This is a genomic window from Legionella bozemanae (genome assembly GCF_001648595.1).
Classification (GTDB): Bacteria; Pseudomonadota; Gammaproteobacteria; order Legionellales; family Legionellaceae; genus Legionella; species Legionella bozemanae.
The window spans coordinates 140,165-163,927 of the sequence record NZ_LBAW01000010.1 but is presented as its reverse complement, the minus strand read 5'-3'; the positions used below and the strand labels follow the sequence as shown (position 1 = coordinate 163,927).

Genomic DNA, 23,763 nt, shown 5'->3' with positions numbered 1-23,763 from the left:
CCTATATTTCAATGCCTTAAACCAAATTTTTTTGTCTATCTCTCAGGCATAAAGCGCGGTACGTAGAACGTTGAGTATATTTCATTTAACAACATAAAGTGACATTCAATTTTCGCGTGGATTTCTCAGAGCTTGTCGCGGGAGCCAGTGTTTTAGGGCAGATCTTCCAGATCCCGTAGATAAGCCGCGGGACGCCGGAATAGCTGGACTGGTTTTTCAGCGGTATGTAGAAGATTCAGTTGCAAATACACAGTCAAGCTATAAAGTTAGTATGAACTAATGAGTTGATTAATAATATTTTGCAAACTGTGTTCATTATCATAGTGAATGACTAAGGAGCCTTTACCTGATTTGCCAGGTTTAAGTTTAATTGCTGTTTGCAAATGTTGTGAGAGATTTTTCAATTGATCCTGATAGTGAGAAAGATCGGTATGATGCTGTTCATCTTTAGTTTTGCCTGATTTAATTCGTTCCACCAGCTTTTCAGTTTCCCGTACGGATAAGTTTTTTGCAACTATAAGCTGGGCTACTTGATTTTGCTGCTCTTCCTCTAACATCAATAAGGCACGTGCATGCCCCATATCAATATCTCCATGTTCCAAAAGCTTTTTGACCCCGGGAGACAGAGCCAGTAATCTTAAGTAATTGCTTACCGCAGCTCTGGATTTACACAAAAGATCGGCAACTTGTTGATGTGTCAGGGAAAATTCATGCGTGAGCCTATGCATGGCTCGCGCTTGATCCATCGCATTTAAATCTTCACGTTGTAAATTTTCAACTAATGCCATGGCCATCGCGGTTTCGTCATCAACTTGTTTCAATATAACCGGAACTTCCGTGAGTCCCGCTAATTGACTTGCCCGCCAACGCCGCTCGCCTGCAATAATTTCATAGCGGCCATTATTCAGTTCACGAACCAAAAGAGGTTGCAGCAGTCCCTGTTTTTTGATTGACTGGGCAAGCTCCATGAGCGGCGCTTCTTCCATTTCACCACGGGGTTGATATTTTCCGGGTTGCAAACATTCAACCGCAAGTTTAAGCGTTTCCGTTTGCGGTTTTTCATTTAAAAGACTACCACTTGATTGACTTAATAAAGCGGATAAGTTACGCCCTAAACTACTACGTTTTACTGTCATAAATTACCCCAATTATCCTGCAACAGTCTGTTTATTAATCAACTCAGAGGCAAGTACCATATAGGCTGCTGCGCCCGGAGATGTTTTATCGTAATGTAAGGCCGGCAATCCATGACTTGGTGCTTCAGCAAGTCTGACATTACGTGGAACTACGGTTCTATAGACCTTAGTTGGAAAATGTTCCATGAGTTGTTTTGAGACTTCAGAACACAATCGATTACGAGCATCGTACATGGTTCTCAGTAGTCCCTCAAGATGCAAGCGAGGATTTACTGAAGCTTTAACTTGCTCAATAGTTGAAAGTAGAGCCGCTAGCCCTTCCAGAGCATAGTATTCACATTGCATCGGAATAAGAACGGAATCAGCAGCTACAAAAGCATTAATTGTCAAGGTATTCAAAGCAGGTGGGCAATCAATCAACACAAAGTCATAATTACTTTGAATTGGTTGCAATGCCTTATAAAGGAAGGTTTCACGATGATTGCGTTCCATCAGACTTACTTCCGCAACAGTTAAATCATCATTACCGGGTATTAAATCATAACCACTGGTTGTGGCAAGACATGCCTGATTTGCAAGACAATCATGAAGTAAGACATCATTGGTCGTATGCACCAATTGGCTTTTATCGACGCCGCTACCCATAGTGGCATTGCCTTGGGGATCCAAGTCGATCAGCAAAACCTGCTGTCGATTTGCCGCCAAAGAAGCTGCTAAATTAATCGCTGTAGTGGTCTTGCCTACCCCACCTTTTTGATTGGCAATGGCTATAACTTTTGCCATGATTTATTCCTTGGTTAAACCGGAAGCAGCAAACATCCAGGAGTTTAACATTTCTACTATTTTAGCCAAATTAGCCTGATTTTCTATGCTTCGGTGCTCGAAAATCAGGCTCATTTTGGTTCAAGCTTGCGAAATGTTAACAGATTCCTAGGATATTAACTTCTTATCCAGGTTGATTTTCAATAATGACGCAACAACGCTCGCCTTCAACACCTGCTACAGTATAACGCTCTGTCCTGCAACTTTGCTTGATCTCATGCAATTCTGTATCAGGATAACGCCCCTTCATTGCCAACCAAATTCCATTATCAGCAATAAGATGTTGCGTCCACTGAATCATTTGTTCAAGGCTGCTAAAAGCTCGACTTAATACTGTATCAAAACCTTGAGTTGGACGGTAGTTTTCGACTCTAAATTGAACAATTTCAACATTTTTTAAATTAAGCTGTCGCTTCACTTCCGCCAGAAAACGAGTTTTTTTACCATTAGAATCCAATAAAACAAAATTTAAATCGGGTCTGGCCAGAGCAAGAGGAATGCCTGGTAAGCCTGCTCCTGTTCCTACATCGATGATGTGCTTGCCTTTAAGCCAAGGTAAAATAGCCAGGCTATCCAATATGTGTTTACCGACCATAGACTCAAGATCACGAATTGCAGTGAGATTATAAGCTAAATTCCACTTGTTAAGTAAGAATAAATAATCTGCTAAAGAAGCGCTAAGTGCTTCCTTATCAAATTGTTGCAAGCCCTCTATAAGTAGCGGTTGTATTTGTGTTATTTGTTCTTTCATACCTCAATTCGCTGTTTTTTCAGATGCACTAAAAGTAGCGACAAGGCAGCAGGAGTGACTCCTGAAATGCGACCGGCTTGAGCTAAAGTAGATGGTCTTATCTTGGTCAGTTTTTGAATCACTTCATTAGATAATCCTGTTACTTCACTGTAATCCAATGATTCAGGTAGTAAAGTATTTTCATGTTTTCGCATTTTCTCTATATCGAGCTGTTGTCTCTCGATATAGCCTGCATATTTATTTTGAATTTCTATTTGTTCGCTCACTTCCGCGGATAGCTCGGGCAAGTTTAAATCATCGAGCATTAATAAATGTTGATAATTAATTTCAGGACGTTTGAGAAATTCCGCAGCCCTATTATCATGTTGCATGGGATTAAGCAGGATATCTTTAAAAATCTCATTATGGCCTACACGTACCCAAGTATTATGCAGTAAGGTCTGTGTGGATTCTATGGCTTCGCGTTTTGCAGCAAAATGCTGCCAACGCTCCTCACCCACTATACCTAATTCCCTGCCTTTGGCAGTTAAACGTAAATCGGCATTATCCTCACGCAGAAGCAAGCGATATTCGGCACGAGAAGTGAACATTCGATAGGGTTCTTGGGTACCACAGGTGATTAAGTCATCAATCAAAACACCTATATACGCTTCATCTCGTCGCGGACACCAAAGTTCCCTTTCCTGTATCAGCAAGGCAGCATTCATGCCTGCAATAATTCCTTGTGCCGCAGCTTCTTCATAGCCTGTTGTTCCGTTGATTTGACCTGCAAAAAACAAGTTGGAAATGGGTTTGGTTTGCAAGAATGAAGTTAATCCTCGGGGATCAAAATAATCATATTCTATGGCATAACCAGGTCGAGTGATATGGGCATTTTCAAACCCTTTAATTGTCCGTACAAACTGCACTTGGACTTCAAACGGAAGACTCGTAGAAATACCGTTGGGATAGATTTCTTCCGTAGTTAGTCCCTCGGGTTCGACAAAGATTTGATGGGATAATTTATCCGCAAAACGAACAATTTTATCTTCTATAGAGGGGCAATAACGAGGTCCAACCCCTTCAATAACTCCAGCATACATAGGAGACTGGTGCAGGTTATTACGAATAATTTCGTGTGTTGCTTCGGTTGTATGGGTAATATGACAAGACACTTGTTGGGGATGATCGCTGACATGACCCAAATAAGAAAAAATGGGTATGGGTATATCTCCCGGCTGTTCAGTCATCTGGCTGTAATCTAAAGAACGACGATCGATCCGTGGCGGTGTTCCAGTTTTTAAACGGCCTACAGGCAAATCAAGATCGCGTAAACTTTTTGCCAATGCAATCGCAGGTGGATCACCTGCGCGGCCACCCGCATATTGGTTCATACCTACGTGAATTTTGCCTCCCAAAAAAGTGCCTACGGTCAGTACTACAGCACGAGCTCGTAAGGTAAGGCCCATTTGGGTAACAACAGCAGTTACACGTTCTCCTTCGATCAGTAAATCATCAACTGCTTGTTGAAACAGAGTCAGATTTTCTTGCGTTTGGAGTTGTTCTCTAATGGCTTGTCGATAGAGCACGCGATCAGCTTGTGCACGAGTAGCTCGAACAGCTGGTCCTTTAGAAGCATTAAGGGTGCGAAATTGAATTCCTGCCTTATCAGCGGCTTTTGCCATAGCGCCATCCAAGGCATCAATTTCTTTCACCAAATGTCCTTTCCCTATTCCGCCTATGGCAGGATTACAAGACATCTGGCCGAGCAAATCCATGTTATGAGTAAGTAATAAAGTTTGCGCTCCCATGCGTGCCGCTGCTAAAGCAGCCTCTGTGCCTGCATGTCCACCACCCACAACAATGACATCATATAATTTTTCAAGATTCATGACTGATCAATATTTGTGAAACAAAAAGAGGAATTATACACTTTTTTGTCCATTGTCCCAATATTAAAGAAATAGAGAGGCGTTAATTTTGTTTAAAAACTCCACAAAGATGTGGAATCATTGAATGGGAGTTATTTAAATAACATTCGATGCGCGGGTGAACAAGCATATCTTCCAGAAGTAGTTTTTGTTCATCTTTATATCATAATTGCTTGTTATAATATGAGTTAATAAGTAGGCAATTTTTATTGAGATAAGAGATGTTTTTTAATAAAACTGAAGATGAAATTGAACTCGAAGAATTTTCGGCTGCGTATTTAAGAAAAAAATTAAAATCAATGAAGGGTACTAAAGTTTCGCAAAAGTCCATTGCGGCATCTATATTACGGATGCTTCCTTTTTTTAATAAGTTTATGGACTCTGTAGATGGATCCGGGAGTGCAATTACTCATATGGTACAAGTAGCAGGGCACGTAAGTGATTCTACAGAATCTGCAAGCACAGGGTTTCACGTTATTAAGTTAGTAACGAGTATATTAGATTTTATTTATATCCCATGTATTTATTTGGGAGCCTATATAACCAAGCAAGAATCGCCGATTACTTTGTCTCGTAATGCCCGTCTTTTATATTCAGCAGTGATTCTAGGGCTTACTATAACGGCTATCGCATTCCCTCCTTCAGCGCCTATTATTGCCTTAGTTACCTCCATCGCTGCATTAGGTCTAAGTGTAATCACTTTGGCCAAGCTCTATTACAAACGTTATGAACTAAAAGATCAGTTGGTACAGATAGAAAAAGAGATTGATAGCAAAAAAAATTTAATCAACTATTTAATTGATGATTTAGAAAAACTGGAGACAAAAGCAAAAAAAGTGAAAAAAGAAGGGAAGTTAGAGGAGTATGATTCCTTAGAAGAAGAAATCAGGAATGCAAGAAAAGAAATTAAAGCGGATTTAAGTGTATTAAAAAAATTATACGATGATCAGGAACAATGTAAGCAAAAGATAGAAAAATTGGGAACAATGGCTGTTGTAGATAGAACAGTGGGTATTGCTTTTGCTTCTCTTGCGTTCATTGGCGCAGCAGTCTGTATATTCCTCCCTCCGGTAGGATTTGGAATACTTGCCGCAACGGCTTCTTTGGCGCTTGCTTATGTTGTGGGACGTGTTACTTATCCTCTGCTTAAGTCACTTGGAAAGAAAATAGTGAATGCGGTGACAAAAAAACCTGAAGCCGACGAAGGAGATAGTGAGAGTGAAGGCGAAAAAGAGGATCTGAGCGAATCAGAAATTGAGACTTCAGACAGGAAGATTCATAAGGATAAACATAAACTGGAAATAATTGCAGAACGATTGAAAAAAACCGTAGAAGATTATCCGATTATTCCTACAACAGTACCGTCTGAAGAATCAGATCAAGCTTCTCCACTAAAAATTACAAGACCTGAAAAGAAGAAAGAAGAGGATGAAACATTAAAAGAGAATGAACATCCATCTATGTAATGAGTTACAGGTCCATGAAGCATGTTTGAATCTCAGTGAGGGCGGTTGGGCAAAATGACTCAACCTCCCTCACTGAGATTCGTCAGTTTTTTATCATTCTTTCTTTCTGTCTCGCGGCTTGTTCTTGAGCGTTCTTCTCTTTCAATTTTTATACTTAGGTTTTAAAAAAGTAAATGCAACCTAGGAATTGAGCCTATCAAGAAGGATTAATAGGTGGTAGCGCACTTTCATTTTCCTTTTTGTTCGTGTTATTTTTTTTCATTTGCTCAACACTGCGCCATAATTCATCACCTCGCCACATGGTTTTTTCTTTATTTTTATACAAAACTTGTGAAAGAGCTTGTACTTGTTTTTTGAAAGAAGCATCAGTTGAAAGGCGTATTAAATCAGTGAGATTTAATATAGGAGCATCTGACCAATGTAATCTGGCCCACTTCAATAATGCATCGCGCGCGCGTTGAGGATTTCCCTGCATACATGCTTTATGGAGGGTATTTAGTGCAGTTTTATATTGACCTTTTCCTGCATTTTTATTGCGTTTTTGCAATCCCCATAAGACTAAAGTGAGCAGCCAAGCACAGGCAAAAAGTGCGGCAATTGCCCAAGCCCAAACGAATTGTGTTGGTGAACTGGATTCACTTACTTTTTTTGTTGTAGGTTGGGTTGCAACAGCCTGATTTTTAGTTACGTCAGTTTGGTTTGTATTTACTGAGGGTGCAGTGTTCGATGTAGGGGTAACTGCAAATGTTTTTGCAGGCAAAGTGGCTATTTCTTCTTTTCCTGTTTCCGTATTAAACCAGGGAAGTTTAAGTTCAGGGATCGTAATTTTTCCTGCTTTATTAAATAAATAAGTCACTTTAATCTCAGTGCGGCCAATCAGCTCCCCATAAGTAACTCGATTTTTATCTTTTCCTTTCTCAGGATAAACATTAACACCGTCTATTTCTGCAAAATTGAGTGTGGGCAAAAGCTGAGCAGGAACGCCCACCCCTTCAAGAATCACCGTACGAATTAAGGTGTTGCCTTGAGCAATAGTTTGGTCAGAATTTTCATATTGTTCCATTAGTTTGACTTGTTTTGCCGGCAGCCAAACTTTTCCTGAAAATTCTTTAGGGATGGGCTGTACCTCAATATTCATTGGCTTATCAGTGGCTTTAACCCGCTCAGGATTAAAATCATAAATCAGGGCAGTAAACACTGGTGGTTTTATTTTTAAGGGACCACTTTTTTGTGGAAAAATGGCATAATTTTGTTCTTCAACTAGAAAATTCACGCCATTTTTTTGTGTCTGATAACGCTTTTCCTCACCCAAAGGGACGAGCAAAGCATTTTCTACTTGCGGTCCTTGATAACTTGCGTCCAAAAGGTGTTTGGAATTGTATAAGCTTACTTTATAAATAATTTGTTGATTAACATAAGGATTTTTTTTATCAACCGCGGTAGTCAGATAAAGACTCTGATTTTTCTGCGAACTCGCGGAAGTACTGCTGGGAGCATTCTGTGATGTTGTACCAGTAGTTACATCAATTGTTACAGGTTTGGTATATTCTCTGCCAATCTTAATAGGAGGAATTGTTAATTTACCTTCTTTTTGCGGTTTTAACGTGATAGTCCATTCACTGGATGATTGTGTTTGTCCATTGATAATCGAGTAATTCATACGACGTTCGGTGCCGAGAATCATAAAATTTTTTTGTAATGGAGTCAGATCGGGAACACCCCCGTTTTGTAAATTATCTTGAGTTAAAATCAAACTGAATGAATCATCGATACTGACTTGAGATGGATCGACTTGCACTTGTACTGCAGCATGGGCTAGTGCACTGAATAAACAAAAAAAAGCAATAACTATTATTTTTTTCATTGATACCACCCGCGTTCCCTTCGTAAATGGTCACGTAAGAATTTTTCTCGCATTAATCCACCTGGATCATCTGGAATCAAACGCAACCATTGCTCTTTTGCTTGTTGTTTTTCTCGCTCCGCTTCTGACTGAGCCTCATTATTGTTCTGATTATTTTTTATATTTTGATCTTTATTTTGCTGATCTTTATTTTGCTGATCTTTGTTTTGCTGATCTTTGTTTTGCTGATCTTTGTTTTGCTGATCTTTGTTTTGTTGATCTTTGTTTTGCTGATCTTTGTTTTGCTGATCTTTGTTTTGCTGATCTTTGTTTTGCTGATCTTTATTTTGCTGATCTTTATTTTGCTGATCTTTGTTTTGCTGATCTTTGTTTTTCTGATCTTTATTTTGCTGATCTTTATTTTGCTGATCTTTATTTTGCTGATCTTTGTTTTGTTGATCTTTATTTTGCTGATCTTTGTTTTGTTGATCTTTATTTTGCTGATCTTTGTTTTGTTGATCTTTGTTTTGATTTTTTTCTTTATCTTTCTTCAACAGTTCTTCAACTAACTTGCGATTATAAAGAGCATCCTGATTTGTAGAATTGATTGCCAATGCCTTATCATAAGCTTTAATTGCATCTTCATATTGCCCCATATGGGCTAAAGCATTTCCTTGGTTATAATAACCTTGCTCATTTTTTAAATCTTGGTACAACTCAGCTGCTTTTTGGTAATCGCCCGCACGATAGGCTGCGGCAGCAGCCCAATCACTACGTGTAAATGTTTCCTTGGCTTGTTTAAATTGATTTTTTGCCATTAAGTCTTGCCCTTGTTGATCCGGAGTGGACCATAAGTCTTGCCAACTAAAGGCATGGGTAGCAAAGGATAAAAACGAGATGAATAAAAAAATAAGGCAACGCATCATACAATTACCCTCTGCATCCAACCACGTCGAAACACGGGCAAAAGTAACAGTAGGGCAGGAATTAAAAACCACCGTCCTTCATCCCGCCAAAGTGGAATATCTTCATCTTTACTTAAAGCAAATTCATTGTTATTACTGGAATTTAGCCATTGATCGATGTCATTTGAATCTGAAGTGTATTTTACCAATTGTCCTCCGCCTGCATCAGCAAAACGATTAAATAGCGGATTTAGGTTCTTATCCGCTTTGACTGGCATAATAGAGGAGTAAATGCCTGCTTCAGCTAATTTTTTCGCCAAGGCAATTGATGCATCGGAAGGGGCGTCTGCTGTTAATACCAAAATTTGTCCCTGTTTAAAGCCCGCTTGTTTGATTAAGTTACTGGCCTCATTCAAGGCACTATCAAGATTTTGTCCAGTTACCGGCATGATATCAGGAGTTAGTGAAGAAAGTAGAGAGGAAATAGTATGTCCATCATCGGTAAGTGGCGAGACAACAAAAGGTTCACTGGTAAAGACTACAAGACCAAACTGACCTACATCTTTGTGGGCAAATAAATCATGTAATTTAAATTTAGCGCGACTTAAACGATTAGGTGTTAAATCATTAGCCATCATATTGTCTGACATATCCAAAACTAAAATTCGGGGTTGTATCGGTTTATAAATCGCTACGGGCAACTTATACCAAACAGGACCGGCAATACTCAAAATCATAAATAGAATGCTTAAAAACAAACAGAGCATCGAGCCCATACGTTGCCCTTGTCCTTTTTTTTGCATGAGATGGCTGAGCAAATGCTGATCACAAACTTCTGTCCACGCATGTAATTTAGGTTTTTGACGCCAAAAAGCTACAGCTAATCCTAATAAAGGAAATATCATTAAAAGCCACCAAGGTCTTAAAAAATGAAAATCTGCAATCATGACTTTAATGCCTCCTGCTTTGGCATTACAGAGCTTACTTTCAGTCTTAAATCTGCTTTTCTAATTAACCAAGAGAAACAAAGCAATAATGCAAAACCGACAAACCAGGGATAATATTCCTTTTGTGGACGGACTGTTGCTTGCTCCTGATTTATAGTTTCCAACTCGTTAATGGTTTTATAAATTGAATGTAATGTTTCAGTATCCGTAGCACGGAAATAACGACCTCCTGTCATGTCAGACATTTTTTTTAAGGTTTCTTCATCCAAATCTGCTGCAGCATTTTGCATCATAAAATTACCGACTAATGCTCTTGAATCCTCTTCAGATCCTAAACCTATAGTGTAAATTTTAATTCCTTCGTCTCTAGCCAATTCGGCCGCTTTTAACGGAGCCAGTACACCAGAATTATTTGCACCATCGGTTAACAAAATAAGAATTCTTCCTTTTGGAGGTACATTTCTCAACCGTTTTACAGCAAGACCTACGGCATCACCTATAGATGTGGTTTTACCTGCCAGGCCAGCCGTAGCATCCTCAAGACGTAGGAGGATGGTATGTCGGTCATAGGTAAGTGGTGTTTGCAAGTAAGCACGCGTACCAAAAAGGATTAAACCAATTTTGTCAGTAGAACGATCACGTACAAATTGATCGGCTGCATTTTTTACAACACTTAAACGGCTTACAGGTCGGCCATGCAGGAGCATATCAGGAATCTCCATGCTTCCAGACAAATCTAAAGCCATCATGATGTTATAACCCTCACGTTCAATAGGTTTGGGTGCACCAATCCAGCGAGGACCCGCTAAAGCAACAACCAATAATAACCATATAATGACTGGAATAAGTAGTGAATATTGTGCAGAAACAGAACGTTTTTCCTGATCTGCTATGTCGACCATCGCGGCAAAAAAAGGTACTTTCAAAGCAGCAGGCAATTGCACTTTGGCTCTGGGCATCAAGAACCAGAAGATTAAGGGTAAAGGAAAGAGTATTAAAACCCAAGGATTAGCTAATTCGAACATGGCACTCCTCTTTGTTTAATCCAAAGTTGGGCGGTGCTGAACAAAGGTTTGAGATCCATGGTTTCTGCTGTTTTGAAGGGTGCATTTAACAGCAAATCTTTTACTGAATTAAAATCAGTTCCTTTACTTGTTTCATTTAGAAAGTTAAGCCACTTTTCTCCATGCAAACTTGCAACTTGCTCCCGTGGATAATAGACAAGCGCTACACGACGTAATAATTCTGAAATACGGGCACTGCTCTGAGTGCCATTATGTTTTTCTTCATATTCTTTTTGATAGGTATTTAATAAAAGCAGTGCATGTTTTTTGGCCAGAGCGTTGCGATACCTCTTATAGACCCCATAAGCAAGTATGAATGCTAAAAGTAAAACCAAACCCAGGAGCACATACCATCCTGGAGCCAATGGCCACCAACCAATTGGCGGGGGAAGATGGATGTCTTTTAACTGTGCCAAGGGATCAGTGTTAGCCACGGGACCTCCTGGGAAAAGTTTGACGCACTAATGGCGCTAAATCATTGTCTGCTGTAACTTGTACATACTGAATATGTAAGCGGCGAAACTGCTCTTGCAGGTGTGCTATGCGTTGTTGGCAATAGTGCTCGTAAGCACTGTTTACTGAGTGCAGGCTGGTATCGAGTATTATTTCTTGCTGTCCATTAGTCATAGCATATTGCTGAGGCTTAGGTGGAGAAAGTTCTACGCGATCACACACATGGTAAGCCAGAATGTCATTGTGGTAGCGTAATCGTTTTAAATGCTTTTCGCATTCACTATCCATAGAGTAAAAGTCACTGATCAAAACCAGGATGCTTCCTGGTCTGACTACACGGCGTAAGCGCACTAAGGCGTCACTAAGCAGTCTTGGTTGCGCTTCGCGTTGTACCTCTGTCTGATCAGTATATCGACTTAAAGAGGCCAGCAAAGGCAGTACGCCCATATCACGGCTGCGTGGGGTAAATTCGCTGTGATCAGTGGCTGAAAAGAATACTCCGCCCACTCTGTCGCCTTCCTTGATTACTGTCCAGGCAAGAAGAGCTGCTAAGCGCGCAGCAATGACTGATTTAAATGCGATACGCGTACCGAAAATCATTGATGGATTAAAATCAGTGAGAATCACTACCGGCCTTTCTCGTTCTTCCTGATAAATTTTCACATGAGGTCTGCCGGTGCGAGCAGTAACGCGCCACTCCATATGGCGTATTTCATCACCAGCTTGATAATTTCTTACTTCGGCAAAATCCATACCACGACCACGTAATTTGGATAAATGATTGCCTGATCGTATTGCTTTACCTTCGGGGCGATAATGAACGGATTGTACATAACGTCTCAGGTCAATTAATTCATTTAATTCTGCAATAACGCCATTCACCATAAAAACCTCGTGTACCTCATATGATCTGTAAATTGGGACTGAATCATCAAATTCAAGGCTGTTATTTGTTTGGCCAGTTATCCTGGGTTGCGCTGCGCTGCACCCAGGCTACGCTATGGAACAGCAACCAAGCGTAATAAGGAGTCAATAAAATCATCACTATTGATCCCTTCCGCTTCCGCTTCAAAGCTTAATAAAATTCGATGTCGTAACACATCATGAGCAATTACGTGAATGTCATCTGGAGTGACATAATCTCTCCCACAAAGCCAGGCATGGGCTTTAGAACAACGATCTAAAGCAATTGTGGCACGCGGGCTGGCACCAAAGCGCAACCAACGACCTAACTCTTCACTGTATATACCAGGATTGCGTGTTGCCACTACTAACTGGACCAGATAATTTTCTAATGCATCACTCGTATGAACATTAAGAACTTGCTTGCGTGCTTCAAATAATGTTTTTTGTGATAATTTTTCTGATGTAACCGGTTTAGTGGCCATAGCCGCGCCTAAGGCTTCTTTGCGTGATAAAGCTAAAATATCATGCTCGATTTTAGCATCGGGATAACTGATTTTTACATACATCAAAAATCGGTCTAATTGGGCTTCGGGCAAGGGATAAGTTCCTTCCTGCTCAATGGGGTTTTGCGTTGCCATTACCAAAAATAATTCGGGCAAAGGATAGGTTTTGCCTCCTATAGTAACTTGTCGTTCAGCCATTGCCTCGAGTAAAGCAGATTGTACTTTCGCTGGAGCACGGTTTATTTCATCCGCCAAAAGTAAATGATGGAATATAGGGCCTGGTTGAAATACAAAAGAACCATTTTGTGGATGATATACATCAGTACCTGTTAAATCTCCAGGCAATAAATCAGGGGTAAACTGGACGCGATGAAAATTACCTTCAACTCCATCGGACAGTTCTTTAACCGCCCGTGTTTTTGCTAATCCAGGTGCTCCTTCAACTAATAAATGGCCATCAGCAAGTAAGGCAATGAGTAACCGTGAAATTAATCCACTCTGACCTAAAATTTGCGAATTTAAGTGATGACTTAACTGTAATATTTGATGTTGCACCGCATTTCCAGTCTTATTGTCTTCTACTTGCTCCATAGTTTCTACCTTAATATAAATAACATCGACAGGATTTAAATAAAAAAACTATCCTAGCGTGAATTGCACGCGATGCCAAGTACTACAGATGATTTTTTGTTTAAAAATTAAGCAAAAATGATGTATTCAGGCTTACTGAATCTGAATGGGGCAATTGTAGACGCGAAAAGGTAATGCCAAACTTTCTACCGTGCGACGCAAATGGAGCTTGAATTTTACGAGTTTTGTTTTTATTCTTCGCCGGTTAACAACAAATGCTGCTGTTCTAGATGCAGGACCCTAGATAAATACTTTTGTTGAATACGATAAAGGAAAGAGTTAGTTTTCCAGATAAAAAGAACGAACAGGAAAAATTTTGGAGATTTAGGAAGTGAAAACAGAATTGGAAATAGCATTAGAAGCGGAGCTCGCGCGGGCTAATGCAATAATAGATAGCTTAACTGAGACAATTTCTCAGTACTTATCTGATGGTGAAAACCAACGACGAGCACTTCAAGACCGCTTAAATGGTTTAATGGAAGAGCGAGTGGTCTTGGCTGATCGTGTTTCTGCAGCGGAAGCAAAGTATGCGCAATTACAACAGGACGTAGAAAATAATAGCGTTTTTTATCAAAATATTCTTGCACAACAAGAGGAGCTTGCAAATAGACTTAACGAGTCGCTTAAAGAACCAACATTCAAAAAAACAACCGTGGGAGAGTCGCTTTGTAGAAATGGTCTTTATGCTACTTCAAACAAGGACAAGGAAATGGTTGAAGAAAAGCAGCAACTCAATCAGACGCATCAGCCATAATTTAATGAGGCTTCAGCTGCACCTCTAATCGGTTGCAACAAAAAGGTAAAACCCCAAAAAACAATGATATATGTTGTCATGCGAAGGCGAGCTCATCTTCTCTTTGGGGTTTTAAATTGACACCTGGCTTGCTTTTAATGACAACCTCTACATTATTGCTGATAGTCAGGGTGAAGCTCTAGTGGCATCATCATTTGTAATTTCTGATAGAGAGAAAGAATCTGTTCACAAAAAACATGAAATTGCTGCTGATTTTCCCATAAATCATAATCAGTTCCCTTAAGGAAAACCTGTTGTTTTGCCAGGGTCTTTAATAAAACGATTTCTTGGTGAGAAAATCCTAAATGGCTATTTAACTCAACCAGCTCCATAAGATTTTTATGCTCTTTGACTGGACGGTGTTCATGCAAACAATAAGCTTTCAATGTTAGTTGAAAGGCTTGATACATTAACGAGGTTACTGGGGTTAACACACTGAGTGGATCCGTTTGTCTGTATGTCCAGTCGGTGATTTGCTGTAATAAATAATCAGCAGCATAGGCATGTTGTGTTGCAATATTGAGCATTTCCAAAGGGGATAAATAACGTTTGTCCATAAAGGAGTTTTCCTGTTTGATTCGATTTCTATTCAACCTAGAAAAATCGAGCAGGTTCGGATCTCTTAGCTTGCGTAGTAGAACTCAAACTACTTTTTCTAGATTCAAGTATGTTAAAATTGGCCCTCATTATATCCATGAATTAAATTGATGCACGCTTTTATTAACAGTTCTTTGAAAATAGGTTCTTTAACATTGCCTAATCGGTTAATCCAAGGGCCTTTAGCAGGTTACAGCTGCGCCCCATTTAGAACATTATTTAATCATTATCGGGCGCCTGCATATTGCGTGACTGAAATGAGTTCTGCAACAGATATTCTTCATAAACATGCTGCAAACTCACGTTATATTTATCGAGCACCCCAAGAACAAACCCTGGCCTATCAAATAGCAGGTACTGAACCTCATATATTGGCGCAAGCAGCACAGCAATTGCAATTCAATGGTGCGGATATTATTGATATAAATTGTGGCTGCCCCAAACCTAAAATACGTAAGAAAGGAGCAGGAAGTGCTTTGCTTGAGGAACCAGAACAGTTAGTGCGCATCGTTCAAGAAGTACGTGCTGCGATTACTATTCCTTTAACCATAAAAATTCGGATTCAAGGTAATGAAAAGGATTTTCTTTTGGCGGAAAAAATTGAAGATACAGGCGCAGATGCACTGATTGTACATGGTCGACGTTGGATAGATGATTATGATGTTGCATCCGACTTACACCAAATCGCCAAAATCAAACAAAGCGTTTCTATTCCAGTGATTGCCAATGGAGATATTCATGATGTTCGCAGTTTACACCAAGCAATAGAAATAAGCGGTTGTGACGCTTATATGATATCGCGTGCTGGAAGTGGTAAGCCTTGGCTTTATCAGGAGTTACTGCAACAAGAGCGTGTGGTTGTGCGTTTAACCGAAAAAATTAATTTATTTATGAATCACTTACACGAATTGGCAATATTAGAAGATGAATATAAATCGATATTGCAAAGTAAATCTTTAGTCCGATACTATTTTGGTAAATTGCTTGATGCATCATTACTCAATCGTTTTTATCAAGTGGATTCTCTAGATAAAATTCACAGCTTTTTGCACGCGTTACCTCCCGATGTCTAGTCTCGATTATGGAGATTAAAATTTAAAGCAAATCACTATAATCTTGATTATAAACAATGAGATGCTGTAGTCGCTCAGCTGCTTTCTTAGCCCCTTCCTGATCGCCGTTTTTAAAACGAAGTTTGGCCAGATAATTGAGATAAAGCTCTATGTATTCTGGAGGGATAGGATAATGAAGACCGGCTTCTAAAACTTCCTGCGCCGGCTGCAGTTCATTTTGCCCTATTAAAAATTGGACAAAAGTAAGCCGAGCCAAACAATAATGCGGGTTATTTTTTAACGTCTTAAGAAAATATTTTTCGGCTTCCCGGGGCTCATTAAGGATTAAGCTTTGCAACAATGCCATTTGAAAATAAGAATGGGCAAAATAAGGGTTCATGATTATTGTTTGATTAATAGCAGCCACCGCTTTTTCCGTCCAGTAACGACGCAAGTAATCCGATGTTGTTTGTTGAATCAATTGCAGGTAAGCATCTATTTGGAGGCTTTGAATTTCAACAAAATGAAATGACTTTAATGCATGGTTACTGTAATTAACTGCTTTACGAAATTGTTTTGCTTGAAGTGCAGCCTCAGTTTTTCCAATATAGTGTTCTAGGATTAAAAAACGAATGAAGTAGCTGCTTATGAGCAAGAGAAAAACCACTAGGCTACTTTGTAGAATCCAAATGCTTTTGCCAGAAGATAATGAATAAATTCTAATACAGCCTTCTTTTTTAAAGAAATAATAAAGATATCCTAAACAACATCCTATGAGGAGATTCATGGGAAATACATAGAAATTAAAATCAATAAAACTATGACACACTAAAGAACCTAGTGCGGCAAAACAGGCAATACCCTGGATACAGGCGATAGGATTCTTATCTTGGTGCGCTAGGTAACGTCTTAAATAGGCGACGCATGTCACCATAATTCCAAGCAGAATAACAATACCTGGAATGCCTGTTTCAATTAATAATTGTAAAAAGTCATTGTGCGCATATTCGAGATTAGAACCATCACCCGGTAAACTAAACGCGGGGTAGTACTGTTTAAAATTGAAAATGCCTAGGCCATACCAGGGGGTCGCTTGCCATAAGTGCCACGCACCTTCCCAAATAACCAGACGTGATTTCTCATGAGCAAGTAAATCCAACCGATGTTGTATGGCAGGTTGAGCAAACAGATACAATGTAGTTAAAGCCAGAACCAGAATTGCTGATAATTGATAAATATTTTTTCTTTCTATTGCGTGACGACACAAAGCAATTTCTAGTGCAGCAAAGAAAATAAAACAAAGAATCACACCGCGGCTTAACGCAGCGAATAATGCAAATGTTATTATGTAAATACTAATTAAAAGAGCAATGTTTTTTATCGTTTTTTGTACTTTGGATTGGTTTATTGCAATTAATTCAGGATGATTTAGCGTAAAGAATTTCCCCATTAATAATAGGTCAACCATCATGAAAAAGGCGGCGGCAGTATTTTTGCTTGCAAAAAAACCAGCAGGCATTGCATTTTTAACTAAGAGCTGAATTAAAGCATAAATGGCACAAACCAAACCCAATATCCAGAGCACTCTGAGGAAATTATTCCATAACCACTCAGGGAAGCGATTCCCATTAAATAAAACAAAGCCAAATATCCAGGCTGAGCATTGAAAAACGCCGAAAAAAGTGGTATCTGGAACCCAGCCCAGCAGAGGTAAAAGAGTTACCCAGACAAGCCAGATAATCAGCCAAAATGTTAATGTAGTGCATTGAATTAATTTGGAGGGCCAAGCAAAGGAAATAGAGCTTATTAGAGCAACAAGCATAAGGCCGTAGCTGATCAGTAAAATGGAATAATCACTTGTTCCTTTAAACAAAAACGATGCAATCAGAAGAAGGAAAAACAGGATTCCCACTGACTTATGAAGACAAAATGTAATAGCTCACCCCCTGCCTCCCGCTCTGGCGTCCATTCATGAACGCCTGGCACCCCCAGCGAACACGTCGTGGGGGCAGGATATAAATGATTGGAAAAAGGGGCTATTGCACTTATTAAAGTACTTTAACATCCAGAAACCCATTTTCCTTTGATAAAAGGACCATCCAGAGAGAAATCATTCTGAGTTACAATCGTTGCGGGATTAGCGTTTCCTCCCGGAGGCAGGAGAAACATATCAAGATAATGTTGCCACATCCAGCCGGCCATTAAGCTAAATTGTCCGCTGCGGGCATACCATTGATAGCTTACTCCTAGTTTCGCTTCTAATTCGGGAATAATATGGGTTCCTTTGGCTTGCACACTAAAAGGATTAACATTGGGGCCGCTTATGTTTGCTCCAGATAATTTTGCCTTTCTTTCACCAAGGAGTATGGAGGTAGCACTTTGAGCAAATATGGCAAAACCATATTTTAGGTCATGAGACATGTCCAACCCAATGCGAGGACCCGCGCCCTGGAATTTAGTATGAGTTACTGATTTTTGAAAAAGAGTATTGGTGGGTTCGAAATCAGTTACTTCAAACTCATAGTCAGCACGCTTAATCTTGGCGTTGACATATTGTCCTCCACCATAAAAACGAAGATTTGTTTTTTTGCCGAAATGGCTCATTTGTGCCAATTCAAGATTGACAACATCAAGATGCGTATCAAATCTCAAATTAGTAGTCTGACTAATAGCTGGCGTATCTGGGTTTGTATCAAAAAGAGTAACACTACCAGAGTGATTTTCATTGAAGTGTAACCAATTTACATTAAGGTCATTTCCCGTATTAAAATGATAGCCTCCTTCCAGCAAAAAACCCCAATCCCAAGAGGACTTAATGGTACGAAACTTGCCATCAGGTAAAGCCAAGATAGGATTTAGCAGGTCTGAATTAGTGTTTGGCTGTAGATATAAAGCGCTTATACCTATCTCCCAGGCATTGCATGGACAGGGAACGGTTACATTATCGGGATTGCATACTTCTCCCATGGTACCAGCCTGTACCGTATTGATATTCAGGGTAATAAATGTAAGGAGTGCTATTTTTTTCATAAATTGACAACTTATCCTTGTTGTTGGTTTCATCCATTATTAAATAAATGATTTCGTTAATCAATTAGAGGTGCACTATTTGTAGTATTAATTAAGTAAACTTCTTCCCCCATCCACTTTGAGTATTTGACCGGTAATATAAGGATTTTCAGCCAAAGCTAAAATGGCCTGAGCAATGTATTCGGGATCGCCATGTTTTTTTAGTAGTGTTTTCGCAATAATTTTTTCTTGTATTTCTGGAGTTAGAGCATTGGCGTGCTCAGGCCAGATAATGGCGCCTGGAGCAATTGCATTAACCCTGATTTCAGGAGCAAATTCACGTGCTAAGCTTTTTGTTTGCATTTCCAAAGCGGCTTTGCTTTGACAATAAACAGAGTATTCTTTCAGTGGTTTTTCTGCATGGGTGTCGCTAACATTGATAATGACTCCTGAGTGTTTCGCTAATAAAGGACGCGCTGCGAGGCTCAGTAAGAAAGGGGCTTTCACGTGGATATCAAAAAGCTCATTCCAATCCGTTTCAGCAAACGCAGTAAATTCAGTGCGGATAAAAACAGAGGCATTATTCACTAATAAATCCAAACGTCCAGCCCAATCTTGAACTGCAGTCATTATTTCAGCTGCGGCGCACGTTTCAGATAATTCTCTTTGTAGAACAAAGGCGCTGTTTGGTCGTTGCTCGTTTAAATCAGCGGCAAGATTATGGGCTTCTTGCAATGAATGATAGCAATGAATCACGACTTTATATCCTGCTGCATGTAGTTTTTGGACTATAGCTGCGCCGATACGGCGCGCACCACCAGTGACTAAAGCAACTTTCACTTCTTGTTTGTTTGTCGGATTCAAGGTATGTTTCCTATTCTAAAATTATCCTGGAGAAACCGAGCGTAGCCCAGGATTTAGTAACAAAGAATTCCCGGGTTTCGCTGCGCTTCACCCAGGCTACACTTTTTAAGTAATTAATTATGAGTATAATACAAACCCTGCACGCATTATTGACTGAACGCCAGGCCATTCCCTTTGTAGAATTCATGCAACTTGCATTGTACGCTCCTGGTGAAGGATATTACAGTTCTGGGCTGCAAAAACTAGGGAAACACGGTGATTTTATTACCGCTCCAGAACTCACTCCTTTATTTGGCAAAACGCTTGCGAATCAGTGTCAGCAAGTATTAAAAGAGCTTGAGTCTCCCGTGTTATTCGAATTTGGTGCAGGCTCAGGCGCTCTTTGTGTTGCTCTCTTAGAACATCTAGCAGAACATAATTCTTTGCCAGAGGCCTATTATATTTTGGAAGTCAGCGCTAATTTATACCATCGTCAACGCGAACTGATTGCACAAAAAATCCCTCATTTAGCGCACTTGGTTACCTGGCTTGATCGTTGGCCGGAAACTCCTTTTAATGGAGTGGTTCTAGCAAATGAGGTGTTGGATGCCATGCCTGTACACCGTTTTATGAAAACAGAACAAGGCATTATGGAAAGTTATATCGCTTTGAATGAACAACAACAATTAACAGAACTATTTAAACCATGTCATAATCAGCAATTGCTCGATTATATTAATAACAGATTATCGTTGCCTAATACTCCTTATCTTTCTGAGGTGAATCTTTTTATTGATGATTGGATCATGAATAACTATCGCATGTTAAAACAAGGCGTAGTGTTTTTGATTGATTATGGATTCCCTCGCCATGAGTATTATCACCCTGATCGTAATCAAGGGACTTTAATGTGTCATTATCAACATCAAAGTCATCCAGATCCTTTATTGCATCCTGGGGAGCAAGACATAACTGCGCATGTGGATTTTACGCATGTTGCAGAAGCAGGACAGCAAGCTGGTTTTCATATTGCGGGATTTACAAATCAAGCCTCTTTTTTGCTGGCTAACGGTTTGCTAAGCTTAATCAATATCTTGGATAGTGAGTTGGACCAAGTACAAGCAAAACAAGCGATAAAACAGCTTACCCTCCCGAGTGAAATGGGGGAGTTATTTAAAGTAATCGCGCTGAGTAAGAATGTGGAAATTTCCTTAAACGGATTTCTATTAAATGATAAACGAGTGAGTTTATGAACAGAAAAAAATACCTGACCACAGTGGAATTACAAAAAGAGTCCATGAAATTTTCTGCTGGCCACACTACTATTTTCTCTGCAACAGAAAGAGAGCCATTACATGGGCATATGTATGGGGTTTATTTGGCACTCACTACTTGGGTTGAAGAAAATGGGATGACGTTTGATTATCGTTATTATAAAGAACGTATTCATAAATTATGCCGTTATTTAAATCAAACATTCCTGATGCCGCAATTTTCCCCTTTTCTGGAATATGCTGAGGATGAGGAATATTATTATTTTACCTTTAACCACAAAAAAATTCCCTTTTTAAAAGAAGACGTGACTTTATTGCCAGTAACCAATATTACCGTTGAAGAATTATCGCGTTGGTTTGTGCATGAGCTCATTAAAGATAAAGCAGAATTGGATCGGCATCGCATTGATACGGTTTTGGTGAAGGTTTTTTCTGCTCCAGGTCAATCAGCCAGTCATCAATGGCAAAGAGCGAATGAATAAAAACGATCACGCTCATCCTATGGGGCGCTCCCTTTTGCCACTTTCTACCGATACATCCTTGGAAAAGATTCGGGAAGGTGGGAACACAGCACCGGAAAATGAGCAAAATGGAAAGACCGTTTACCACGTCTGTATCCCCCATACACACCGTGATTTTTTTGATTATGCAGCAGCAGAAGAAGTTACCCCTTGCATCGGTGCGCGTGTTTGGGTTCCATTTCGTAAACAAACACGCTTGGGTTTAGTCATTGGTAAAAGCGAACCCTCATATAATGCTGCATCATTAAAAAGCATTGATGCAATCATTGATGAGCAACCATTAATTACCCCAGAGACTTTAACTTTATGTTCGTGGATCGCGAGTTACTATCAATCGCCTTTGTCTGAAGTATTGCCGCTCGCCTTACCTAAAAAATATCGATTGGGACAGCTTTGCCAATTACCTATGGGCGATTTTTATCAATTAGCATTGCCTCTCGATGAGGCCAAAAAGCTTATTCCTGCTCGTGCACGAAAACAACTTGAACTGGTCGAATTCTTGAGTACTCAAAAAGAACCGGTTGCCAAACATTGTTTGACGGGAAAAGGATTTAATTCAAGCCAACTCTGCACTCTGCTTGCCGCACAAATTCTTTCTTTATCCCAGCAAATGATACTGCCAGAAAAAGCAAATACTTCACCATCGCTTCCATTAATGCTGAATCCTGAGCAAGCTGTGGCTGTGGCTGCAATTACAGAGGCGCTGCATCAATATCAGTGCTTTTTATTGCAGGGGGTTACAGGAAGTGGAAAAACAGAAGTCTATTTGCACGTTATTGCTAAGGTGCTCGAACAACAAAAACAAGTTTTGATTCTAGTGCCTGAGATAGGATTAACCCCGCAGTTAGTATCACGATTTACCGCACGTTTTAAACATCCCATCGCGGTGATTCATTCCGGCTTAAATGAATCAGAAAGACAAGTCGCTTGGCAACTGGCAAAAGAAGGCAAGGTTAAAATGGTGATAGGAACCCGGGCTGCAATTTTTACTCCTATGCCTGACTTAGGGTTAATTGTAATTGATGAAGAGCATGATTCGTCATTAAAGCAAATGGAGGGGGTGCGTTACTCAGCGCGGGATAGCGCGTTAATGCGTGCCCATTTAGCGAATATACCCATTATTCTGGGCTCAGCAACCCCTAGCTTGGAAAGCATGTACAACGTCATGCAAAAAAAATATACGGTGTTGCATTTAACTCATAAAGCACTCTCGACAACTCCTTTGCACTATCAATTAGTTGATTTACGTTCACAATCACTTCAACATGGTTTGGCTACTACTACCCTACACGTAATTAAAGAACATTTGCTCAAAAAGAATCAGGTTTTAGTTTTCATTAATCGCCGTGGTTTTTCTCCTGTTCTGTTATGCCACCAATGCGGTTGGATGGCTGATTGCCGCGCTTGCGACAGCCATCTGACGCTCCATAAACAGTTAGGACAAATGATTTGTCATCATTGCGGGTTGACCCAAAAAACTCCTGATCGGTGCTCCAGCTGTAACAGCAGGGAATTGATACCTGTGGGAGCAGGGACACAACGCATCCATGAGTTTTTAAGTGCATACTTCCCAGATACGGAAGTCGTGCGCATCGATCGCGATGCCGTGCGCAAAAAAAATGCTTTAGATGAACATTTGGAGCAAATCCATAAGGGCAAGGCGCAGTTAATCGTCGGCACACAAATGTTAGCGAAAGGACACCATTTCCCTCGTCTTTCTTTGGTTGTTGTTCTGGATGCAGATGCTGGGCTTTATAATCAGGATTTTCGCGCCCTAGAACATTTAGGACAATTATTAATGCAAGTTTCAGGGCGGGCAGGACGGGCAGAGCAAGCAGGTCAGGTTTTGATTCAAACCCACGTGCCTGATCATCCGCTACTGAATTTATTGATTCAGCAAGGATATAATGAATTCGCCGATGCTTTATTAACTACTCGCCAAAAAGCCCAACTGCCCCCTTTTCACTATCTGGCTGTAATTAGGGCACAAGGGAAAGCAGTAGGGAGTGTATTAAGGTTTTTACATGCAGCCAAGGAGCAAATCGTAACACATTCCATTACAGCAATGGGGCCAGCGCCTGCTCCTATGCCTCGGAAAGCCAATCAGTATCGCATGCAGTTGTTACTTAAGTCTCCCTCAAGAAAAACTCTTAAAAGCTCGTTAACACAATTGCGTGAATGGCTGGCAGGAAATAAATTAGGGAATGGGGTGCGTTGGAATATTGATGTAGATCCTATGGATTTATCATAACCCTAGAAAAGCAGTTAAAACGTTCAGTTTTAATGTGCTCGCTACGGTTACTGCTGCTTTTTCTAGGATAATGGAGAGATAGAGAAA

The 23,763-nt window shown here is 40.0% G+C and carries 21 protein-coding genes; 7 read left to right on the top strand and 14 right to left on the bottom strand.

From position 1 onward, the window contains the following. Positions 1–266: 266 nt before the first annotated feature. The 4 genes from A8O27_RS09555 to mnmG form a co-directional block, all read right to left on the bottom strand. The gene (locus A8O27_RS09555) at positions 267–1,136 is read right to left on the bottom strand and encodes a ParB/RepB/Spo0J family partition protein (protein ID WP_058458282.1); all 870 of its coding nucleotides are present in this window, start codon (positions 1,134–1,136) and stop codon (positions 267–269) included. Positions 1,137–1,148: 12 nt separating this feature from the next. After that, complete coding sequence (locus A8O27_RS09550; RefSeq protein ID WP_058458283.1) at positions 1,149–1,919, bottom strand: ParA family protein; 771 nt, start codon at positions 1,917–1,919, stop codon at positions 1,149–1,151. A 163-nt stretch (positions 1,920–2,082) separates the two neighbouring features. Next, positions 2,083–2,709: a 16S rRNA (guanine(527)-N(7))-methyltransferase RsmG gene (rsmG, locus tag A8O27_RS09545; RefSeq protein WP_058458284.1), complete on the bottom strand. Its 627-nt coding sequence runs from the start codon at positions 2,707–2,709 to the stop codon at positions 2,083–2,085. Next, entirely contained in the window at positions 2,706–4,580 is a 1,875-nt protein-coding gene (mnmG, locus tag A8O27_RS09540) for a tRNA uridine-5-carboxymethylaminomethyl(34) synthesis enzyme MnmG (RefSeq protein WP_058458285.1), read from the bottom strand. Before mnmG ends, rsmG begins: the two co-directional genes overlap by 4 nt. A gap of 260 nt (positions 4,581–4,840) precedes the next feature. On the opposite strand from mnmG, the gene A8O27_RS09535 reads away from it, so the two are divergent. Further along, positions 4,841–6,085: a hypothetical protein gene (locus A8O27_RS09535; RefSeq protein WP_058458286.1), complete on the top strand. Its 1,245-nt coding sequence runs from the start codon at positions 4,841–4,843 to the stop codon at positions 6,083–6,085. Between the two features lie 196 nt (positions 6,086–6,281). Here A8O27_RS09535 and A8O27_RS09530 read toward each other — a convergent pair whose 3' ends face one another. Next, positions 6,282–7,949, bottom strand: coding sequence for a BatD family protein (locus A8O27_RS09530; protein WP_058458287.1), 1,668 nt, complete (start codon positions 7,947–7,949; stop codon positions 6,282–6,284). A 97-nt stretch (positions 7,950–8,046) separates the two neighbouring features. Between A8O27_RS09530 and A8O27_RS19510 the strand changes: the two genes are divergently transcribed. Next, on the top strand, positions 8,047–8,529 hold the full coding sequence (locus A8O27_RS19510; protein WP_374930663.1) for a pentapeptide repeat-containing protein: 483 nt from the start codon (positions 8,047–8,049) through the stop codon (positions 8,527–8,529). 321 nt (positions 8,530–8,850) lie between these two features. Here the strand turns inward: A8O27_RS19510 and A8O27_RS09520 are convergent, their stop codons facing one another. The 5 genes from A8O27_RS09520 to A8O27_RS09500 all read right to left on the bottom strand — a co-directional run bounded on the left by A8O27_RS09520 (position 8,851) and on the right by A8O27_RS09500 (position 13,297). Then, complete coding sequence (locus tag A8O27_RS09520; RefSeq protein WP_058458289.1) at positions 8,851–9,780, bottom strand: vWA domain-containing protein; 930 nt, start codon at positions 9,778–9,780, stop codon at positions 8,851–8,853. Then, positions 9,777–10,805: a VWA domain-containing protein gene (locus tag A8O27_RS09515; RefSeq protein WP_058458290.1), complete on the bottom strand. Its 1,029-nt coding sequence runs from the start codon at positions 10,803–10,805 to the stop codon at positions 9,777–9,779. The genes A8O27_RS09520 and A8O27_RS09515 overlap by 4 nt, the downstream gene beginning before the upstream one ends. Then, positions 10,793–11,278 (bottom strand): DUF4381 domain-containing protein, encoded by a 486-nt coding sequence (locus A8O27_RS09510; RefSeq protein ID WP_058458291.1) that lies wholly within the window; start codon positions 11,276–11,278, stop codon positions 10,793–10,795. The genes A8O27_RS09515 and A8O27_RS09510 overlap by 13 nt, the downstream gene beginning before the upstream one ends. Next, complete coding sequence (locus tag A8O27_RS09505) at positions 11,271–12,182, bottom strand: DUF58 domain-containing protein (RefSeq protein WP_058458292.1); 912 nt, start codon at positions 12,180–12,182, stop codon at positions 11,271–11,273. The genes A8O27_RS09510 and A8O27_RS09505 overlap by 8 nt, the downstream gene beginning before the upstream one ends. A 113-nt stretch (positions 12,183–12,295) precedes the next feature. After that, positions 12,296–13,297, bottom strand: a complete 1,002-nt coding sequence (locus A8O27_RS09500; protein ID WP_058458293.1) for an AAA family ATPase — start codon at positions 13,295–13,297, stop codon at positions 12,296–12,298. A gap of 370 nt (positions 13,298–13,667) precedes the next feature. Here A8O27_RS09500 and A8O27_RS09495 point away from each other — a divergent pair, with 370 nt between their 5' ends. Next, on the top strand, positions 13,668–14,090 hold the full coding sequence (locus tag A8O27_RS09495; protein ID WP_058458294.1) for a hypothetical protein: 423 nt from the start codon (positions 13,668–13,670) through the stop codon (positions 14,088–14,090). Positions 14,091–14,242: 152 nt separating this feature from the next. Here the strand turns inward: A8O27_RS09495 and A8O27_RS09490 are convergent, their stop codons facing one another. Beyond that, positions 14,243–14,686 carry a hypothetical protein gene (locus A8O27_RS09490; RefSeq protein WP_058458295.1) on the bottom strand — a complete coding sequence of 148 codons (444 nt, stop codon included), beginning with the start codon at positions 14,684–14,686 and terminating at the stop codon, positions 14,243–14,245. A gap of 150 nt (positions 14,687–14,836) precedes the next feature. Here A8O27_RS09490 and A8O27_RS09485 point away from each other — a divergent pair, with 150 nt between their 5' ends. After that, positions 14,837–15,799: a tRNA dihydrouridine synthase gene (locus A8O27_RS09485; RefSeq protein ID WP_058458296.1), complete on the top strand. Its 963-nt coding sequence runs from the start codon at positions 14,837–14,839 to the stop codon at positions 15,797–15,799. Between the two features lie 22 nt (positions 15,800–15,821). Here A8O27_RS09485 and A8O27_RS09480 read toward each other — a convergent pair whose 3' ends face one another. The 3 genes from A8O27_RS09480 to A8O27_RS09470 form a co-directional block, all read right to left on the bottom strand. Then, a complete protein-coding gene (locus A8O27_RS09480; RefSeq protein ID WP_235810465.1) occupies positions 15,822–17,651 on the bottom strand; it encodes an O-antigen ligase family protein in 1,830 nt (609 codons plus the stop codon). Positions 17,652–17,836: 185 nt separating this feature from the next. Further along, positions 17,837–18,808, bottom strand: a complete 972-nt coding sequence (locus tag A8O27_RS09475) for an Lpg1974 family pore-forming outer membrane protein (RefSeq protein WP_058458297.1) — start codon at positions 18,806–18,808, stop codon at positions 17,837–17,839. An 87-nt stretch (positions 18,809–18,895) separates the two neighbouring features. Further along, positions 18,896–19,651 (bottom strand): pteridine reductase, encoded by a 756-nt coding sequence (locus A8O27_RS09470; protein ID WP_058458298.1) that lies wholly within the window; start codon positions 19,649–19,651, stop codon positions 18,896–18,898. A 119-nt stretch (positions 19,652–19,770) separates the two neighbouring features. On the opposite strand from A8O27_RS09470, the gene A8O27_RS09465 reads away from it, so the two are divergent. The 3 genes from A8O27_RS09465 to A8O27_RS09455 are packed head-to-tail and all read left to right on the top strand — an operon-like array spanning position 19,771 to position 23,676. Beyond that, complete coding sequence (locus tag A8O27_RS09465; protein WP_058458299.1) at positions 19,771–20,883, top strand: class I SAM-dependent methyltransferase; 1,113 nt, start codon at positions 19,771–19,773, stop codon at positions 20,881–20,883. After that, complete coding sequence (locus tag A8O27_RS09460; protein ID WP_058458300.1) at positions 20,880–21,386, top strand: 6-pyruvoyl trahydropterin synthase family protein; 507 nt, start codon at positions 20,880–20,882, stop codon at positions 21,384–21,386. Before A8O27_RS09465 ends, A8O27_RS09460 begins: the two co-directional genes overlap by 4 nt. Next, positions 21,379–23,676, top strand: coding sequence for a primosomal protein N' (locus A8O27_RS09455; protein ID WP_058458301.1), 2,298 nt, complete (start codon positions 21,379–21,381; stop codon positions 23,674–23,676). The genes A8O27_RS09460 and A8O27_RS09455 overlap by 8 nt, the downstream gene beginning before the upstream one ends. Positions 23,677–23,763: the final 87 nt, after the last annotated feature.

Coding starts and splice junctions, on each gene's coding strand:
- A8O27_RS09555 (WP_058458282.1), bottom strand. CDS start 1,136: ATGACAGTAAAACGTAGTAGTTTAGGGCGTAACTTATCCGCTTTATTA.
- A8O27_RS09550 (WP_058458283.1), bottom strand. CDS start 1,919: ATGGCAAAAGTTATAGCCATTGCCAATCAAAAAGGTGGGGTAGGCAAG.
- rsmG (WP_058458284.1), bottom strand. CDS start 2,709: ATGAAAGAACAAATAACACAAATACAACCGCTACTTATAGAGGGCTTG.
- mnmG (WP_058458285.1), bottom strand. CDS start 4,580: ATGAATCTTGAAAAATTATATGATGTCATTGTTGTGGGTGGTGGACAT.
- A8O27_RS09535 (WP_058458286.1), top strand. CDS start 4,841: ATGTTTTTTAATAAAACTGAAGATGAAATTGAACTCGAAGAATTTTCG.
- A8O27_RS09530 (WP_058458287.1), bottom strand. CDS start 7,949: ATGAAAAAAATAATAGTTATTGCTTTTTTTTGTTTATTCAGTGCACTA.
- A8O27_RS09520 (WP_058458289.1), bottom strand. CDS start 9,780: ATGATTGCAGATTTTCATTTTTTAAGACCTTGGTGGCTTTTAATGATA.
- A8O27_RS09515 (WP_058458290.1), bottom strand. CDS start 10,805: ATGTTCGAATTAGCTAATCCTTGGGTTTTAATACTCTTTCCTTTACCC.
- A8O27_RS09505 (WP_058458292.1), bottom strand. CDS start 12,182: ATGGTGAATGGCGTTATTGCAGAATTAAATGAATTAATTGACCTGAGA.
- A8O27_RS09500 (WP_058458293.1), bottom strand. CDS start 13,297: ATGGAGCAAGTAGAAGACAATAAGACTGGAAATGCGGTGCAACATCAA.
- A8O27_RS09490 (WP_058458295.1), bottom strand. CDS start 14,686: ATGGACAAACGTTATTTATCCCCTTTGGAAATGCTCAATATTGCAACA.
- A8O27_RS09485 (WP_058458296.1), top strand. CDS start 14,837: ATGCACGCTTTTATTAACAGTTCTTTGAAAATAGGTTCTTTAACATTG.
- A8O27_RS09475 (WP_058458297.1), bottom strand. CDS start 18,808: ATGAAAAAAATAGCACTCCTTACATTTATTACCCTGAATATCAATACG.
- A8O27_RS09465 (WP_058458299.1), top strand. CDS start 19,771: ATGAGTATAATACAAACCCTGCACGCATTATTGACTGAACGCCAGGCC.
- A8O27_RS09460 (WP_058458300.1), top strand. CDS start 20,880: ATGAACAGAAAAAAATACCTGACCACAGTGGAATTACAAAAAGAGTCC.
- A8O27_RS09455 (WP_058458301.1), top strand. CDS start 21,379: ATGAATAAAAACGATCACGCTCATCCTATGGGGCGCTCCCTTTTGCCA.